Origin of the sequence: Streptomyces daqingensis, from assembly GCF_014645895.1 — a bacterium.
Taxonomy (GTDB): Bacteria; Actinomycetota; Actinomycetes; order Streptomycetales; family Streptomycetaceae; genus Streptomyces; species Streptomyces daqingensis.
In genome coordinates this window covers 1-16,779 of the sequence record NZ_BMMP01000029.1, presented here as the reverse complement: position 1 = coordinate 16,779, position 16,779 = coordinate 1, and the positions used below count along the sequence as shown (strand labels likewise).

The following is a 16,779-nucleotide window of genomic DNA, read 5'->3' as shown; positions in this document are numbered from 1 at the left end:
GGCGGCAGGTGCTGAGGGAGCGTTCACGCATTCACGCTAGACGAGACGTAGCGTCTCGCGCAACGGAGTTTTCCATGGCACGGCCCAGCAGGAACAGGAACAGGAACAGGAGCGTCGAGCACTCCGGGAACAGGGGAATCCTGCGCCCGCGGCCCTCAGGAGACGGGACGCGAGTCGGCCCAGGCCGACTCGAACTCCTCGCGGTAGGTCTGGAACAGGCCCTGCACGCCTTCGTCCTGCGGCTTCCCCTGCCCGGCGCCGCGCTGGACGATGTCCCGCCCGCTGCCCCGCAGCACCAGCACCGGAGACTCCATCCCCCGGACGCGGCGCAGATAGTGCTGGACGACGGCCAGCCCGTCCGCCCCGTCTCCGTCGACCATGTACGCGCAGAACCGGGGTGTCTCGTCGAAGACGTGGATCTCGAACGCGGCGGGGTCCCGCAGCCGGGAGCGCACCCGGCGCATGTGCAGGATGTTCGTCTCGACGGTCCTGCTCAACTCCCCCTTCTTTATGCCCAGTTCGCGTTCGCGCCGGCGTACCGCACTGCTCGCCGGGTTGAGGAAGAGCAGGCGCGTCCTGCAGCCCGATGCGGCGAGCCGCACCAGACGGCGGCCCGAGTAGTTCTGCACGAGGAGGTTGAGACCTATGCCCATCGCGTCCAGCCGCCGCGCCCCTCCGAACAGGTCCTCCGCGGGGAGCTGCCGCTGCAGCCGCACACGGTCGGAGTGGACGCTGACGACGTCGGCGAAGCGGTCGCCGACGAGGTCCTCGACGGCGTCGACCCGCAACCGGTGCGCCGAGGGCGCCGCCTCGCCGTTGGCGCCCAGCAGCTCCAGCAGCCGCGCGCACATCCGCTCGGCCTGAGCGAGCACCGTCTCCGAGAGTGCGCGGTTGCGGGCGACGGCGCTGCGCGCCACCTCCAGCTCGTCCAGGGCGAGTTCGACCTCGCGGCGCTCCTCGATGTACGGCTCGAAGCAGGGCCAGTGCTGCACCATCAGCTCACGCAGCTGCGGCAGCGTGAGGAAGGAGAGGACGTTGTCGTCCGCGGGGTCCAGCAAGTAGCCCTTGCGGCGGCTCACTTCCCGAACGGCGACGGCGCGCTGGACCCACTCCTGGCCGGCCGGGCCGGCCGCCGCGATGACCCAGTCGTCCCCGTGCACGGGCTCGTAGATGGGCCTCAGTACGGCCGACACCACTGCCCGCAGCCGCTGTTCGACGAGGTTCAGCCAGACGTAGGCCCGTCCTGCACGCCGGGCACGGGTGCGCACCTCGGTCCAGGCGTCCGCGTCCCAGTCGAGGTCCGCGCCGATCTCCATCGGGCGGGCGACGGACACCGCGCCCGCTGGCGCGTCGGCGGCCTCCGCCTCACCGCCGTCGCCGCCTTCGCCTGGGGGGAGTTCAAGCCCTCCCGCACCCACCCGCGCACCGCCTTCCTAGCCCCGTTGAGCGATCAAGGAAGACTACTGCGGCGCCTGGAGCACCGCACCCTGAACCCCCATCAACTCGCTCTGCGCGTACGGCCGTAGGCGACGGCGGTGCGGATTTCGTCCGGAACGCGGTACCTGTGCCGGGCACGGGCGCGAACTGCGCGACCGCGCGGGCGGGGACAGTCACCTGGTCACGCCTTCCTCCCGGGGGTTCCACAGACCCTCGTCCTACCCGCTGACCGGGCCGCGCGCTACTCCGACAAGTCGACGGGCACGGGTAATTCACCGTTGCCCCGCAGCACTCACGTACGGCCGCCCGCGCGCGCAAGCACGCGACGGCAGCCGGGCGCGGACCGGCGGAAAAGCGGAAGGCGGACCGTCAGAGCTGTGGCGGCGGTCCCGGCGGCAGGGCGGGCGGCGGTCCCGACGGGAGGGCCGGCGGCGAGGCGGCCGGGGGCGGCTGGGCCACGACGAGCCGGAACCCGATCTGGCCGAAGCGCACCACGTCGCCGGGGCGCACGGTGACCGAGCCCGTCACCCGGCTCCCGTTCACCCAGGTTCCGTTGCTGGAGCCCAGATCGCGCAGCTTCCAGCTGCCGTCCCCGGCGCTGCGCAGCTGGGCGTGGGCGCGGGAGACGGTGTAGTGGTTCAGCCGCAGCATCGAACCCGGCGCGCGGCCGATCGAGAAGGGGTACGCGGCGGGAGCGGGCAGCAGAAGCTCCGGCAGCCGCTGGGACTGCCATGCCTTGCGCACGCGATGCCTGAAGTCGAAGAGCCGCGTGATCGCGGCGACGTACCAGCGGCTGCGGGGGCGGCGGCTGGGCAAGTCCTGCAGGACGGCGTCCAGTTCGCTGTGCCACTGCGCCCTGAGGATGGCGTCCGTGCGCCGCATGAAGGTGTCCTGGGAGACCCGGCCCTGCGCGGCTCCCTCGCGAAGCACCTCAAGAGCCCGCTCCCGGTCCGCGTCCGACAGGCGCGGCGGGTAGGCGCCGAACTCGAGAGATGTCATGCCCACATTGTCTGGACGCGCAAAGACCCTGTCCAGGCCGGGCGGCGGGCAGTAGCGGAATGAAGACATCTGCCCCGCCCCGGCCCGGCCCCGCGGGTCGGCGCACCGTCCCGGCGTGGCACCCGAAATTCGCTGGCGCCGCACCGTGCCACGCCCTAAGTTGCCCGTACGCCCAAGTCCGAGGAAGGAGGCGAGAGTTCGATGTCCATCAGCTGCATCACGCGCTCCCGCCCCGTCCGCAGGGCGTACGACCGGCACTGATCCGGGAGCGCGACACGCCTTCCGGAAGGTCCTTCCACCATGACCGCACATCTGGTCGTCCGCGCGCTCGGCGAGTCCGAGGCGCGTCCGCTCTTCACCTCCCTGCAGGACCCCGGCCTCGTCGGCCGTCCCCTGCTCGGGCGCCCGTACACGACCGTCGCCGAAGGCGGCGAGTACCGGCCCGAGTGGACGTGGGTCGCGCTCCGCGGAGACCGCGTCGTCGCCCGTGCCGCCTGCTGGGCCGCCCCGGACGACGAACTGCCCCTCCTCCTCGACTGGTTCGACTTCCTGCCCGGCGAGGAAGAGGCCGCCGTACGGCTGCTGCGCGCGCTGCCGTACGACGTCGACTTCGAACTCGTCCTCCCGCCGGGCTGGCGGACGGAGCCCGGGGCGCGCGCCGCGGCCGAGGCCCGCATCGGCGCTGCCGCGACCGCCGGCTACCGCCCGCTCGTCGAACGCTTCCGCTACCGCTGGACGCCCGACTGCGGGCTCCCGGAGCATCCGGGACGGCTCACGTTCCGGCCCGAGCCGGACGACGAGGTGATCCTGGACGTCCTGCGGCGCGTCCAGCACGGCACCCTCGACGCTCACGCCCGGCGCGCCCTCGAAGCGGCCGGACCCGGCGGGCAGGAGGCCGGGATCGAGCAGGCCGCCCGGGAGGATCTGGAGCACCTCCGCTGGATGCCGTCCCCGCGCGAGTGGTGGCGGCTGGCTCATACGGCGGACGGGGCGCTGGCCGGGCTGCACGTGCCCGGCGCGATCCCCAGCGGCCCGGCGGTGGGGTTCATCGGGGTCGTACCGGAGCAGCGCGGCAACGGCTACGCCTACGACCTTCTGGCCGAGTGCACCCGGCAGTTGAGCCGCGAAGGCGCCGAATCGATCGCGGCCTCCACCGACTTGGGCAACACCCCGATGGCGGCGGCCTTCGCGAAGGCGGGCTACCCGGTCGTGGACCACCGCTTCTGCATGTCGGCACCGGAGCGGAGCTCCGACCCGGCCCCTGCCCCGGCCGCGAAGGAGTAGCCGCAGCCCCCGGAGGGCCACCTCGGCGTCCGCACTACCTCGGCGTCCGCCGCCCTGGACGCGTCAGCCGTCCAGGGCGAGCCGGACGCCGAGGGCGACCAGCACGCCGCCCGAGATCTGTTCCAGCCTGCGGCGCACCGCCGCCCGGGCGAGGACCCGCCGCAGCCGGCCCACGAAGGCGACGTACAGCGAGTAGTAGCCGACCTCGAAGACGGCCCACACCGCGGCCAGCGTCACCGTCAGCGGCAGCTGGGGCGCGCCGTGCGGCACGAACTGCGGGAGGGGCGAAGATCGCCGCCTTGGGGTTGGCGAGGTTGAGCAGCAGCCCCGCCCGGTACGCCCGCCAGGTTGAAGGCTCGCCCCGCACGACCGCGTCACCGCCCTGCCCGGCCGCTTCCCCGCCGTCCTCCGGCGTGCCGGGTCCGCCGCCGCGCCGTGCCGCGCGCAGCGCCTGGACGCCGAAGACGATCAGGACCGCCGCTCCCCCGAACCGCAGGACGTCGTAGGCCAGCCGGGAGGCGGCGAGCAGCGCCGTCAGCCCGAAGGCGGCGACGACTCCCCAGACGAAGACGCCCGTCTCGTTGCCGAGGACGGTCATCTGCCCCGCGCGGCGGCTGTGCAGCGAGTTGCGGATGATGAGCACCGTGCTGGGGCCGGGCGACACCGCCACCAGCAGGCACGCGCCGAGGAAGGGCAGAAGCGTGGAGAGCATGGGGCCATCGTGACGCTCGCCCCGAAAGCCGGCCAAACGGTTTCAGGTCCGCCGGTATCCCGCCCGGGCTCCGGCGCCGCCCGGCAACTGGTCCCGGCCGCTACTCCCCCGTCCGGGCGCCGGCCCCCGCCCCCGCCTGCCCGTCCCGCCCGCGTCCCGGCAGGAACGCCGCGATCAGCAGCCCCGTGAGGGCCGCGCCGGCGGCGATCAGGAACGAGACGCGGAAACCCGCCGGCGTCGGCACGGCGGCGTCGCCGAACGGCATGCTCATCCGGGCCAGCACGACGCCCACCACGGCGCTCGACGTCGACGTTCCGATCGAGCGCATCAGCGTGTTCAGCCCGTTCGCGGCGCCCGACTCGGACGGGTCGACCGCGCCGAGGATCAGCGCGGGCATGGCCGAGTAGGCGATGCCGATGCCGAACCCGATGAGCACGGCGATGATCACGACCTGCCATACCGCGCCCATGAGCGCCGTCCCGGCCAGGTAGGCGACGGCGAGGATGACGAGCCCCGTCATCAGGGAGACCTTGGGGCCGCGGGTGTCCGAGATGCGGGCGGACAGCTTCGAGACGAGCATCATCGCGAGGCCCATGGGCGCCACGCACATCCCGGCCACGAGCATCGAATGGCCCAGTCCGTAGCCGGTGGAGCGCGGCAGCTGCAGCAGCTGGGGAAGGACGAGGGTCGCCGCGTAGAACGCGAGCCCGACGGTGATCGAGGCGAGGTTGGTCAGCAGCACCTGCCGGCGGACCGTGCTGCGCAGGTCCACGAGCGGCTGGGAGAGGCGCAGCTCCATCACGCCCCAGCCGGCGAAGATCACCAGGGAGGACGCGAAGAGCCCGAGCGTGGTCGCGCTGCCCCAGCCCCACGCCGCGCCCTTGGATATCGCGAGCAGCAGCGCCACGAGCCCGGCCGCCAGCCCGAGGGCGCCGGGGAAGTCGAAGCGTCCTCCCAGCCGTCGTGGCGACTCCGGTACGACGGTGCGCACCAGGACCATCGCGAGCGCGCCGATGCCTGCGGAGCCGAAGAAGAGCACGTGCCAGTCGGTGTGCTGGGCGACGTAGGCCGCGATCGGCATGCCGAGGGCGCCGCCCGTGCCGAGCGAGGAGCTCATGAACGCCATCGCCGGCCCGAGCCGGTCCGGAGGCAGCTCGTCCCTCATGATGCTGACGCCCAGCGGGATCGCTCCCATCGCGAAACCCTGCAGGGTCCGCCCGGTGACCATCGGCACGAGCGTGGAGGAGAACCCGCACACGAGGGAGCCCAGCACCATCATGCCGAGGCTGGCGAGGATGAGGCGGCGTTTGCCGTAGAGGTCGCCGAGGCGCCCCATGACGGGCGTGGCCACGGCTCCGGAGAGCAGCGTCGCGGTCACGACCCAGGCGGCGTCGGACGTGGTGGTGCGGAGCAGCTGCGGGAGCTGGGCGACGACGGGGACGAGCAGCGTCTGCATGACGGCGACGGAGATCCCGGCGAAGGCCAGTACGGGCACCACTCCCTTGAGGTGGCGCTGCCCGTCCGACCCGCGTGCCGCTTCCTGCCCGCCGTGGGCGTCCGCCTCCTGCTGCGGAGCCTGCCGGCTGCTCGTCCCGGCTATGAGGGGTGGGGCGGCATCGCGGGCCTGCGTCATGCGGTCTCCGGGGAGTCGTTCGAAAGTACGGGGCGATGGCGCCGGCCTCGTCGAGATGCGCGGGCCGGCGAATACATGCAGCGTACAAACGAACGGGAGCACCCCGCCCGGTTATTCCTCTGTGCCCAGCACAGACGCGGCGGCCCCAGCACAGACGCGGCGGCGGGCCGGCGCCGCGCGCCGGCCCGCCGCTCGCCGTCCGTCTCAGCCCTCGGTGGGCTCCAGCCGCACCGAGATGCTGTTGATGCAGTAGCGCTGGTCCGTCGGAGTCGGGTAGCCCTCACCCTCGAAGACGTGCCCGAGGTGGGAGCCGCAGCGGGCGCACCGCACCTCGGTGCGGAGCATGCCCATCGAGCGGTCCTCGATCAGCTCCACGGCGTCGGAGTCCGCCGGGTCGTAGAAGCTGGGCCACCCGCAGTGCGACTCGAACTTCGTGCCGGAGCGGAACAGCTCCGCGCCGCAGGCCCGGCAGTTGTAGACGCCGGTCGTCTTGGTGTCCGTGTACTCCCCGGTGAAGGCGGGCTCGGTGCCGGCCTGCCGCAGGACGCGGTACTCCTCAGGGCTGAGCTCGGCCCGCCACTGCTCCTCCGGCTTGTCGATCTCGTATGCCACGACGGCCTCCTCAGCTCGATCCGGTCATGAAGTCCGCGCTGGTCGCGGTGTACTTCCCCGCCCCGCCCACGCCGTGCCGCCCCGAACCGGGCCCGGCCGTGCCGACGGCGGCCACGCCGCTCAGGGCGCCAGCCCGGCGAGGATCCGGGGGCCGAGATCCGTGACGTCCCCGGCTCCCATCGTCAGAACAAGGTCGCCGGGTGCGGCCATTCCCGCGACGAGCTCCGCCCCGGCGGTCCTGGACTCCGCGTGACGCACGTCGGCACCCGCCGCGCGCGCGGCGTCGATGATCAGCTCGCTGGTGACCCCCGGAATCGGGTCCTCACGGGCGGGATAGATGTCGAGGACGACGGAGGCGTCCGCCAGCGCCAGCGCCTCCCCCATCTCCGTTGCCAGCTCCTGGGTGCGGCTGAAGAGGTGCGGCTGGAAGAGGACGAGCACGCGTCCGTCGCCCGCACCGCCGCGGATGGCCTCCAGGTCGGCGGTCATCTCCGTCGGGTGGTGCGCGTAGGAGTCGATGACCTGCACGCCGTTCGCCTCGCCCATGAGCTGCAGTCGCCGCCTGACCCCGGTGTACGTGCCGAGTGCCTTGGCCAGGTCGCCCGCCGGCAGGCCCATCTCGGTGCCCGCGACGAGAGCGGCGACGGCGTTGCTCGCGTAGTGCCGGCCCGGCACGAAGACGGCGAAGGTGAGTTCGGTCCCGTCCAGCAGCACCGTCGTCTCGCTGGTCAGACCGTGCGGGGTGATGTCCAGGACGCGTACGTCGGCGTCGGCGGCCTCCCCGTACGTGCGCACCTTCACGTCCCCCCGCGCGCGGAGCCTGCGCGTCAGCTCGCGCGCTCCCTCGTGGTCCGCGGAGACGATCAGTGTGCCGCCCGGGCGGATGCGCCCCGCGAAGATCTCGAAGGACTCGTAGATCTCCTCCATGGAGGCGTAGTTGGCGTGGTGGTCCAGCTCCACGTTGAGCACGATGGCCACCTCGGGCGCGTACTTGTGGAAGCTGCGGTCGCTCTCGTCCGCCTCCGCCACGAAGATCTCCCCGCGGCCGTTGTGGGCGTTGGAGCCCGGCTCGTCGAGGTCGCCGCCGATCGCGTACGAGGGGTCGAGGCCGAGGGAGCCCAGGGCCACCGCGAGCATCGACGTCGTCGTGGTCTTGCCGTGGGTACCGGCCACGGCGAGGGGCCGGCACGCCTCCATCAGCGAGGCCAGGGCGTCCGAGCGGTGCACGACCGGCACGCCGCGCTCCGCGGCGGCGGCCAGCTCCGGGTTGTCGGGCCGGATGGCGCTGGAGACGACGACCGACGTGGCGTCGGCCGCCAGATTGGCGGCGTCGTGTCCGAGGTGCACCGTCGCGCCCAGTCCGCGCAGCGCCGTCACCGTCAGCGACTCCCTCGCGTCGCTTCCTTCGACGCGTGCGCCTCGCTGGCTGAGGATCTTCGCGATGCCGGACATCCCGGCACCGCCGATGCCGATGAAGTGCGGACGTGCCAGTGCCGCCGGAACGGTCGGGCTGACCGCTGCCGTGGCCGGGTCGGCTGCGTCGGCTGCCATGGGGGCGCCTCCAAAGCTCGTGCTCTCGTGAACGGGCGCGGTGCGCTGTCCGCCAGCGAGCCGCCCTCACCGGCGCGGAGCCACACGGCCGTCCGCACGACGAGGGCCACCGCTGTGCGACGTGCCGTACGCGCGCCGACCAGCCTATGCGCTGCGCGCCCCGGCACTCCCCGCGCACCGGACGCGGCACGGCACGGAGCGGGCCCCGGACGCGCGTCCGGGGCCCGCTCCGTGCCGTGTCCTGCTACTCCCCGTGCGCGAACAGCTTCAGCACGGGGACGCCCACCTTGTGCCGGGCACGCGTCGCCCAGTCACGGTGGAAGAACTCCTCGACCAGGTGCGGAGCCGTCAGCACGATCACCTCGTCGGCTCCGGCCGTGTCGACGACCTCGGCGAGCACGTCCAGCGGGTGGTCCTCGATGACCTGCCCCTCCGCCTCCGCACCCGTCTCGCGCAGCTTGGCGAGCGAACTGTCCAGCGCGCGCACGGCGAGACCCCTGGACTCCGGCTCGTCGGACTCGGTGCCCTCGCGCACGGCCTCGTCGAACTCGCCGAGCGCCACGTCGTCCAGCGCGCGCAGCAGGCGGTCCTGGTCTCCGCGCGGCTGCATCAGCACGACGAAGGAGACTGGCTCGTCGCCATGGAGCGTCGTGACGAGCTCCACGTCGTCGGACACCAGCGGCTTCTCGATCATCAACACGGTCGTGAACACGGCGGTGCCCTTCTCTCCGCTCGGAGCCCGGCCCGGGCTCCTCCGTACATCCCTGCTCCCGCCGGGGGCGGGCCTCGCACCCCGTCTTCCCAGCGGGGGGCTGCCGTAACTGCCGGTCCTACCGCTCCGGTTGCGCGGCGCGCCGGTAGCGGGTGAACAGGAAGCCGTCCTCTTCGAGTACCCCGTCGAGCCGGAACTCCACGGGGACGTCGAGTCCGGGTCCGTCGACGATGCGCGAAGCACCGCCCGAGGTGATGCGCGGAGCGAGGGTGAAGCACAGCTCGTCGAGGACGTCCCCCGCGACGAGCTGACCGAGCAGCCGCGGGCCGCCCTCCGTCAGGAGGCGCCGCAGGCCCCGACGGGCCAGCGCGGCAGGCAGGCGGGCCGGGTCGACGGTCTCGCCCTCGCCCGCGAAGACGACCTCCGCTCCCGCGTCGCGGGCGGCCGCGACCCGGTCCTGGGGCGCCGCGGCGCCCGTCACCAGGAGGGTCGGCACCAGCGGCCCGGTGAACAGCGGCAGCGAGAAGTCCAGGTCCAGCCCCGCGCTGACCACCGCGATGGCAGGAGCGGGGCCCTGCCCCGCCGCGGCCCGCCGCCGAGCGAAGACCTCCCGTTCGCGGGCGGGCCGGTACCCCTCCTGCCGTACGGTCTGGGCCCCGACGACGACCGCGTCGGCGAGGCCCCGCAGGACGCCGAAGACGCGCATGTCCGCCTCGGACGACAGGGGCTGCGAGCGGCCCTCGTGGTAGGCGGCGCCGTCCAGGGAGGCGACCATGTTCGCCCGCAGCCACACGCCCCCGCCGTCGTCGCCGTCCCCGCCGGAGCTTGCGGGGAGGGGCCGCGGGTAGGCGTAGGCGTCCGCCAGGGCGTCGATGCTCCACTGCCCTCCGTCTTCGGTGCCCTCTCCCGAGGGCTGCCGTGCCCCCTCGTCGTCGGGGCCGGGAACCTCGTCGTCAGCGGTGCGGGGGAACAGGCGTCGCATGTCCCGCAGTCTGGCACGCACCCCGCCGGGCTCCCCCGACCGGCCCCGCCGGCCGCCGCCCCCGGGCGTTTAGCATGAACAGCGTGTCCCCCTCCCCCTCCTCCTCAGCCGATTCCGCACGTCCGGCGGCGGCCACGTCCCCCGCCGGCGGCCCGGACGCCGGCCCCGGCCCGGCGTCCCTCACGGACCGCGAGCCGCACGTTCCCGCGGAGCGGCTCGTCGCGGAGATGGTGCCGCCGCCGCGCTTCGACGCCGTCCGCTTCGACACCTACGTGCCCGACCCGGCGCAGCCGAGCCAGAGTGAGGCCGTCGAGATGCTGCGCTCCTTCGCGGCGGGACTCGGCGGCGGCAAGGGGACGGGCAGCGAGCGGAAACGGTGGTTCCGCCGTCGCCCCGCCCAGCCGCGACCCTCCGGCCCGCGCGGCGTCTACCTCGACGGCGGGTACGGCGTCGGCAAGACGCACCTGCTCGCCTCGCTCTGGCACGCCACCGACGCCCCTGCCGGGCAGAAGGCCTTCGGCACCTTCGTGGAGCTGACCAACCTCGTCGGCGCCCTCGGCTTCCAGCAGACCGTGCGGACGCTCGGCGGCCACCGCCTGCTGTGCATCGACGAGTTCGAACTGGACGACCCGGGCGACACCGTCCTCGTCTCCAGCCTGCTGGGCCGCCTCGTCGACGAGGGCGTGGCTCTTGCCGCCACGTCGAACACTCTGCCGGGGAAGCTCGGCGAGGGCCGTTTCGCGGCCGCCGACTTCCTCCGCGAGATCCAGGGACTGTCCGCGCACTTCCGCGCCCTGCGCATCGACGGCGAGGACTACCGCCACCGGGGGCTGCCGGCCGCGCCCGCCCCTCTCGCCGAGGACGCCGTCGTACGCGCCGCGCACCGCACGCCCGACGCGTCCCTCGACGGGTTCGACGCGCTCCTCGGCCACCTCTCGCGCGTCCATCCGAGCCGATACGGCGCGCTCGTCGACGGCCTGGGAGCCGTCTGCCTCACCGGGGTCGGACCCGTTCCGGACCAGTCGACGGCGCTGCGGCTCGTCGTCCTCGCCGACCGCCTGTACGACCGGGAGCTGCCGGTGCTGGCGTCGGGGGCGCCGTTCGACGCGCTGTTCACTCCGGAGATGCTCGAAGGCGGCTACCGGAAGAAGTACTTCCGCGCCATCTCGCGGCTCACCGCTCTCGCCAGGGACGGCGAGCGTCTTGCGTCCGCGTGAACCCAACCTTTTCCGGATCTTCAACTCCCGTGCCCCACGCGCGTAGATACTGCTGTCGTGCCTAGTGCTCGCACACCCGTGCGCGTGGTAGACACACCTGAAACCTGGCCGCCAACAGGGAGTTCCGTATGACGACTTCACGACGTCAAGTGCTGGCAAGAACGGGCGCGGTGGGAGCAGGCATCGCCTTCACCGGTGCCCTCTCGGAATTGTTCACAGGCACCGCTGCCGCACAGGGCACCGGAGGACACTCGGGCTACGGTCCGCTCGTCCCGGACCCCGACGGCGTGCTCGACCTGCCCAAGGGCTTCCGCTACAAGATCCTCTCCCGCACCGGCGAGGACCTGCCGTCCGGCGAGGGCAAGGTGCCCAGCAACTTCGACGGCATGGCCGCCTTCGCCGCGGACGGCCACCACAACCGCCACGGCCACAAGCACGGCAAGACCTGGCTCGTGCGCAACCACGAGAACCGCCAGGACGGCAAGGTGGGCGTCCCCACCGTCGACGGGCTGACCTACGACCCGGACGCGAAGGGCGGCTGCACCCTCCTGGAGCTGGACCACGACAACGAGGTCCTGCAGGAGCGCGTGGGCATCGCCGGCACCTCCACGAACTGCGCCGGGGGGCCCAGCCCCTGGGACACCTGGCTGACCTGCGAGGAGACGGAGTTCAAGGCCGGCGAGGAGGGCTACAGCAAGGACCACGGCTTCATCTTCGAGGTCGGCTTCCGCCACGACCGCCCCACCTCGACCGAACCCCTCACCGCGATGGGCCGCTTCCAGCACGAGGCCATCGCCTTCGACCCGCGCAACGGCGTGGTGTACGAGACCGAGGACGCCTTCGAGAAGCCGTTCGGCCTCTTCTACCGCTTCCTCCCGGAGAAGCCGCTGGGCGGTTACGGCTCCCTGCACGCGGGCGGCAAGCTGCAGGCCATGCGCGTGCCGGGGCTTCCCGACCTGTCGGTCGCGCAGGAGCCGGGCGAGACCTTCGACGGCATCGAGTGGGTGGACGTCCCCGACCCGCTGGCCAAGGAGACGCCGATCCGCTTCCAGGACTTCGGCAAGAAGGGCATCACCCACGCCCAGAAGCTCGAGGGCTGCTACTGGGGCGGGAAGTCGGTCTACTTCGTCTCCAGCTTCGCCAAGAGCGACGAGGGTTCGAAGGCCGACCACTACGGCCAGATCTGGCGCTACGACCCGAAGCGCAAGCAGCTCACCCTCGTCATCGTCTTCGGCCCCGACACCGACCTGCAGATGCCCGGTGAGGAGCCCGACAACATCTGCCTGGCACCCAGCGGCGGCCTGATGGTGTGCGAGGACGGCGAGGGCGCCCAGCACGTCTACGGCCTGACCAAGCACGGCAAGGTCTACCCGATGGCCGGCAACCGCCAGGACATCGGTACGCCGGAGGAGCCCGCCTGGGGCGAGTTCGCGGGCGTCACGTTCTCGCCGGACTGCCGAACGATGTACTTCAACTGCTACGAGCCCGGCACCACCTTCGCGGTGACCGGTCCCTGGCAGCACTGACGTTCGCCGCCGTCCCGCCCAGGACGGCAGAAGCCGGCGGCCGGGCCCGCTCCCCGCGGGCCCGGCCGCCGGCGCGTGTCTACAGCAGGTCGTCCAGGGTGATCGGAAGCGAGCGGACACGCTTGCCCGTCGCGTGATGGACGGCGTTCGCGACCGCTGCGGCGATGCCGACCAGTCCGATCTCGCCGACTCCCTTGGTGCCGGCGGGAGTAGCCCTGTCCGGCTCGCCCACGAAGACGACGTCCATGTCCCCGACGTCGGCGTTGACGGGGACGAGGTAGTCGCCGAGAGTCGCATTGGCGATGCGGCCGGTCCTGTCGGTGGCGGTCTCCTCGAACAAGGCCTGCCCGATCCCCCCGACCGTCCCTCCGATGATCTGGCTGCGGGCGGTCTTCTCGTTGAGGATGCGCCCGCCGTCGATCGCCGACACCACCCTGGCGACGCGGACGACGCCGAGATCCGCGTCGACGCGCACCTCCACGAACTTCGCGCCGAAGGCGCCCGCCGGTGCCATGCCGAGCGTCGAGGGATCCGCCGGCGTGCTGGTCCCGTCGGCCGTCAGCTCCTCCTTGCCGTGGCGGTCGAGGACGTCCGCATAGGACTCTCCTTCAGCCGGACGGTCCCGCCGGTGCAGCCGCCCGTCCACGACGGTCACCTCCTCGCGCCGACAGCCCCGCAGCGGCGATTCTCCGTCCTCCCTCACCAGGTCGAGGACTTGCTGGACGACACGCTCGCACGCGTCCCGCACGGCCGTCGCCAGGGCGCCCGTCAGGCCGGAGCCCCCCGCCTGCGGTGCGGCGGGCATGTCCGAGTCCCCGAGGTCGAAGCGGACGCGGCCGAGCGGAATGCCGAGCGTGTCGGCCGAGACCTGCGTCATGACCGTGTACGTGCCGGTACCGATGTCCGTCGCCGCGCTCCGGACGAAGGCGCTTCCGTCACGGCGCACCGTCGCCCGCGCGTTGCACGGCTGGGCATACCACGGGTAGGTGACGCCGGCCATCCCGTAGCCGACGAGCCAGTCGCCGTCCCGCATCGAACGGGGCTCAGGATCACGGCGCGACCAGCCGAAGCGCTCGGCGCCGGCCAGGTAGCACTCCTTGAGCGCCTTGCTCGTCCAGGGCAGCCCGTTCCCCGGGTGGTTCTCCGCGTAGTTGCGCAGGCGGAGTTCCACCGGGTCCAGCCGCAGGGCGACGGCGAGCTCGTCCAGTGCCGATTCGAGGGCGAAGTTGCCCTGTGCCTCGGCCGGCGCGCGCATCGAGGTCGGGTCGGGGATGTGGAGGCGGGCCTGGGTGTCGCGGGTGAGCACGTTGGCGCAGGCGTACGAGACCGCTGACGAGGCCGCCACCGGCTCGTAGTCGTCGTCCTCCATGGCAACGGGGGATGTGGCACGGTGCTCGACGGCCGTGAGGGTGCCGCTCCGGTCGGCCCCCAGAGTGAGGTGCTGGACGCTGCTGGGGCGGTGGCCGATCGAGGTGAACATCTGGGGGCGCGTCAGGACCACCTTGACGGGACGCTTCACCAGGCGCGCCGCCAGCACGGTCAGGATGACGTGCGGCCACACCCGCAGCCCGTTGCCGAATGCCCCGCCGACATACGGGGCCAGCACCCTGACGGAGGTCTCGGGGAGACCGAAGACCTTCGCGAAGGTGGCCCGGGCCATGGAAGGCCATTGGGTGGTGTCGTGCACCGTGAGCTTGCCGCCTTCCCACACGGCGACGGTCGCGAAGAGTCCGAGGGGGTTGTTGGTGTTGTCGGGCGTGGTGTAGGTGGCCGACACCTTCACGTCCGCCGTCGCGAGCGCCTCCGCCACGGAGCCCCGGTCGCTGTCCAGCCCCCAGGGGTTCTCCACCAGTTCGGCACGCGCGTCTCCGAGGCCGGTCAAGGCGTCGTCCGCCGCATACTCCACCGCCACCATGCGGGCCGCCGCGGCGGCCTCCTCCGGTGTCTCCGCCACGACCATGGCGACATGCTGACCGTGATGCAGGATCCGGTCGTCCTGGAGCGGAGCCGGCGGCGACGCGCCCAGGGCGGTCATCGGGCCGTCGGGAAGGCGGGGCGTGACGTGGTGGGTGATGACCCGGAGGACCCCGGGTGCGGCTTCGGCCGCCAGGGTGTCGACGGACCGGATGCGTCCCGAGGCGACGGTGCTCTGGACGAGCGCTCCGTACACCTGGCCTGGCACGTTCACATCGCTCGGATACGCGGCCGCCCCGGCCGTCTTGAGGGCGCCGTCGACGCGGTCGATCCCGGCGCCGACGAGGGGGGCGGTCTCCACGACGCTCACGGTGTGACTCCCGAGACGGTCCGCAGCGCACGGACGAGGGTGCGCTGAGCGAGTTCGACCTTGAAGGCGGTACCGGGAACGGTCCACGCCCCCTGCACCGAGGCGGACGCGGCCTCCCGGAACGTCTCCTCGGTGGCCGGCGACCCGGTGAGGATCTGCTCGGCCTCCAGGCAGCGCCAGGGCTTCGACGCGACTCCCCCGAGCGCCACCCTGGCCTGCTCGACAGTGCCCTCCCTGGTGACGAGTACGACGCCCGCCGAGGCGAGGGCGAACTCGTACGAGGCCCGGTCGCGGACCTTGAGGTAGTGGGAGGCCGCCGCGGCCGGGGGCATGGGGATCGTGACACCGGTGATCAACTCGCCGTGCACGAGGACGTTCTCGACGTCCGGGCTCGCGCCGGACTCCCGGTAGAACTGCGTCAGGGGCACGCTGCGGCGGCCGGGGATCCCCTGGAGATGGACCGTGGCGTCCAGCGCGACGAGAGCGACGGCGAGGTCGGAGGCGTGCACCGCGATGCACTTCTCGCTGACGCCCAGGACGGCGTGCATCCTCGCGCTGTGCTCGACTGCGGCGCAGCCGGATCCGGGGTCGCGCTTGTTGCACTCGGGGACGGTCGGATCGCGGAAGTAGCGGCAGCGCGCCCGTTGCAGGAGGTTGCCGCCGACCGTCGCCATGTTGCGCAGCTGCGTGGAGGCGCCGAGCAGCAGCGCCTGCCGGACGATGGGCAGGGCCCTCTCCACCGCGGAGTCGGCGGCGAGTTCCTCCATCGTCGTGAGCGCTCCGACGTGCAGGGCGCCGTCGCTCCGGGTGATACCGCGCAGGGGCAGCCGCGTGATGTCGACGAGCCGCTCCGGTCCGAGCACACCGTCCTTCATCAGATCCAGCTGGGTCGTGCCGCCTGCGAGGTAGGAGGCGGACGGGTCGGCGGCCAGCAGATTCACGGCCTCGTCGACGTCGGCCGCCCGGACGTAGTCAAAGGGAAGCATCGGTACCCCCCGCCGATGCCACGTCGCGGATCGCGGCGACGATGTTGGCGTACGCGCCGCAGCGGCAGAGGTTGCCGCTCATGAACTCACGGATCTCCGCATCGGAGCCGGCTCGTCCTTCGGTCAGCAGGGCCGCCGCCGACATGATCTGGCCCGGCGTGCAGAAACCGCACTGGAAGCCGTCGTGGCGGACGAACGCCTCCTGCAGGGGGTGCGGCTCGTCCGCGGAGCCCATCCCCTCGATCGTGGTGATCTCCCGGTCTTCGCACTGGGCGGCCAGCGTCAGGCACGACAGCACGCGCTTGCCGTCCGCGTGCACAGTGCACGCTCCGCAGGCCCCCTGGTCGCAGCCCTTCTTCGTGCCGGTCATGCCCAGGTGGTCGCGCAGTGCGTCGAGCAGGGTGACCCTGGTGTCCAAATGAAGTTTGTACCGGCGTCCGTTGACGGACAGCTCCACCGGCATGTCCGGAACGGCCGGTGCCCGTCGTTGCCGGCTCAGCGCTTTGGCCATCGCCTCTCCTCTGTCGGGAAGACCGCCTCATCTCGCGGACGCGTCACCGGCCGGAGCCCCGGAGGACGCCGCACGGTGCGACGGGTCGGCTCGAAGGAGTGGCCCTCGCGAGGGACGGTCGCTTCACCCAGAGCCGATTCACAAAAAGAAGATCCGGCAAACTTCCCCCGATTCAGGCGGAAGCGGGCGAGCACAGCCGGCGGCCGGGCCCGCTCCCCGCGGGCCCGGCCGCCGGCGCGAGGCGGGGCGGGCGGCTCCTAGTGACCTGAGTCGGAGATTCGTTGGCAGTAGGCGGCGACTTTGTCGAGGATTTCGTCTGCGGTCTTTGTCCAG

The 16,779-nt window shown here is 72.4% G+C and carries 13 protein-coding genes and 1 pseudogene; 3 read left to right on the top strand and 11 right to left on the bottom strand.

Going from position 1 to position 16,779, the window contains the following annotated elements; genetic code table 11:
- Positions 1 to 155: 155 nt before the first annotated feature.
- A complete protein-coding gene (locus IEY56_RS27505) occupies positions 156 to 1,418 on the bottom strand; it encodes a DUF5919 domain-containing protein (RefSeq protein ID WP_189039999.1) in 1,263 nt (420 codons plus the stop codon).
- 388 nt (positions 1,419 to 1,806) lie between these two features.
- The gene (locus IEY56_RS27500) at positions 1,807 to 2,436 is read right to left on the bottom strand and encodes an FHA domain-containing protein (protein ID WP_189039998.1); all 630 of its coding nucleotides are present in this window, start codon (positions 2,434 to 2,436) and stop codon (positions 1,807 to 1,809) included.
- Positions 2,437 to 2,736: 300 nt separating this feature from the next.
- Here IEY56_RS27500 and IEY56_RS27495 point away from each other — a divergent pair, with 300 nt between their 5' ends.
- On the top strand, positions 2,737 to 3,720 hold the full coding sequence (locus IEY56_RS27495; RefSeq protein ID WP_189039997.1) for a GNAT family N-acetyltransferase: 984 nt from the start codon (positions 2,737 to 2,739) through the stop codon (positions 3,718 to 3,720).
- Positions 3,721 to 3,783: 63 nt separating this feature from the next.
- Here IEY56_RS27495 and IEY56_RS27490 read toward each other — a convergent pair.
- The 6 genes and pseudogenes from IEY56_RS27490 to IEY56_RS27465 all read right to left on the bottom strand — a co-directional run bounded on the left by IEY56_RS27490 (position 3,784) and on the right by IEY56_RS27465 (position 9,922).
- A pseudogene (locus IEY56_RS27490) lies at positions 3,784 to 4,432 on the bottom strand (LysE family translocator).
- Between the two features lie 100 nt (positions 4,433 to 4,532).
- A complete protein-coding gene (locus tag IEY56_RS27485) occupies positions 4,533 to 6,065 on the bottom strand; it encodes an MFS transporter (RefSeq protein ID WP_189039996.1) in 1,533 nt (510 codons plus the stop codon).
- A 204-nt stretch (positions 6,066 to 6,269) separates the two neighbouring features.
- Positions 6,270 to 6,677, bottom strand: a complete 408-nt coding sequence (msrB, locus tag IEY56_RS27480) for a peptide-methionine (R)-S-oxide reductase MsrB (RefSeq protein ID WP_189039995.1) — start codon at positions 6,675 to 6,677, stop codon at positions 6,270 to 6,272.
- Positions 6,678 to 6,797: 120 nt separating this feature from the next.
- Positions 6,798 to 8,228 (bottom strand): UDP-N-acetylmuramate--L-alanine ligase, encoded by a 1,431-nt coding sequence (gene murC / locus IEY56_RS27475; RefSeq protein WP_189039994.1) that lies wholly within the window; start codon positions 8,226 to 8,228, stop codon positions 6,798 to 6,800.
- A gap of 244 nt (positions 8,229 to 8,472) precedes the next feature.
- Positions 8,473 to 8,940 (bottom strand): indole-3-glycerol phosphate synthase, encoded by a 468-nt coding sequence (locus IEY56_RS27470; protein WP_189039993.1) that lies wholly within the window; start codon positions 8,938 to 8,940, stop codon positions 8,473 to 8,475.
- A gap of 118 nt (positions 8,941 to 9,058) precedes the next feature.
- Complete coding sequence (locus IEY56_RS27465) at positions 9,059 to 9,922, bottom strand: pyrimidine reductase family protein (protein ID WP_189039992.1); 864 nt, start codon at positions 9,920 to 9,922, stop codon at positions 9,059 to 9,061.
- 74 nt (positions 9,923 to 9,996) lie between these two features.
- Here IEY56_RS27465 and zapE point away from each other — a divergent pair, with 74 nt between their 5' ends.
- Positions 9,997 to 11,139: a cell division protein ZapE gene (zapE, locus tag IEY56_RS27460; RefSeq protein WP_189039991.1), complete on the top strand. Its 1,143-nt coding sequence runs from the start codon at positions 9,997 to 9,999 to the stop codon at positions 11,137 to 11,139.
- Between the two features lie 128 nt (positions 11,140 to 11,267).
- Positions 11,268 to 12,665 (top strand): alkaline phosphatase PhoX, encoded by a 1,398-nt coding sequence (locus IEY56_RS27455; protein ID WP_189039990.1) that lies wholly within the window; start codon positions 11,268 to 11,270, stop codon positions 12,663 to 12,665.
- A gap of 79 nt (positions 12,666 to 12,744) precedes the next feature.
- Here IEY56_RS27455 and IEY56_RS27450 read toward each other — a convergent pair whose 3' ends face one another.
- The 3 genes from IEY56_RS27450 to IEY56_RS27440 are packed head-to-tail and all read right to left on the bottom strand — an operon-like array spanning position 12,745 to position 16,446.
- Entirely contained in the window at positions 12,745 to 14,949 is a 2,205-nt protein-coding gene (locus IEY56_RS27450) for a xanthine dehydrogenase family protein molybdopterin-binding subunit (RefSeq protein WP_189039989.1), read from the bottom strand.
- Positions 14,946 to 15,935: an FAD binding domain-containing protein gene (locus IEY56_RS27445; RefSeq protein ID WP_189039988.1), complete on the bottom strand. Its 990-nt coding sequence runs from the start codon at positions 15,933 to 15,935 to the stop codon at positions 14,946 to 14,948. Before IEY56_RS27445 ends, IEY56_RS27450 begins: the two co-directional genes overlap by 4 nt.
- Positions 15,922 to 16,446, bottom strand: coding sequence for a (2Fe-2S)-binding protein (locus IEY56_RS27440; RefSeq protein WP_189039987.1), 525 nt, complete (start codon positions 16,444 to 16,446; stop codon positions 15,922 to 15,924). Before IEY56_RS27440 ends, IEY56_RS27445 begins: the two co-directional genes overlap by 14 nt.
- Positions 16,447 to 16,779: the final 333 nt, after the last annotated feature.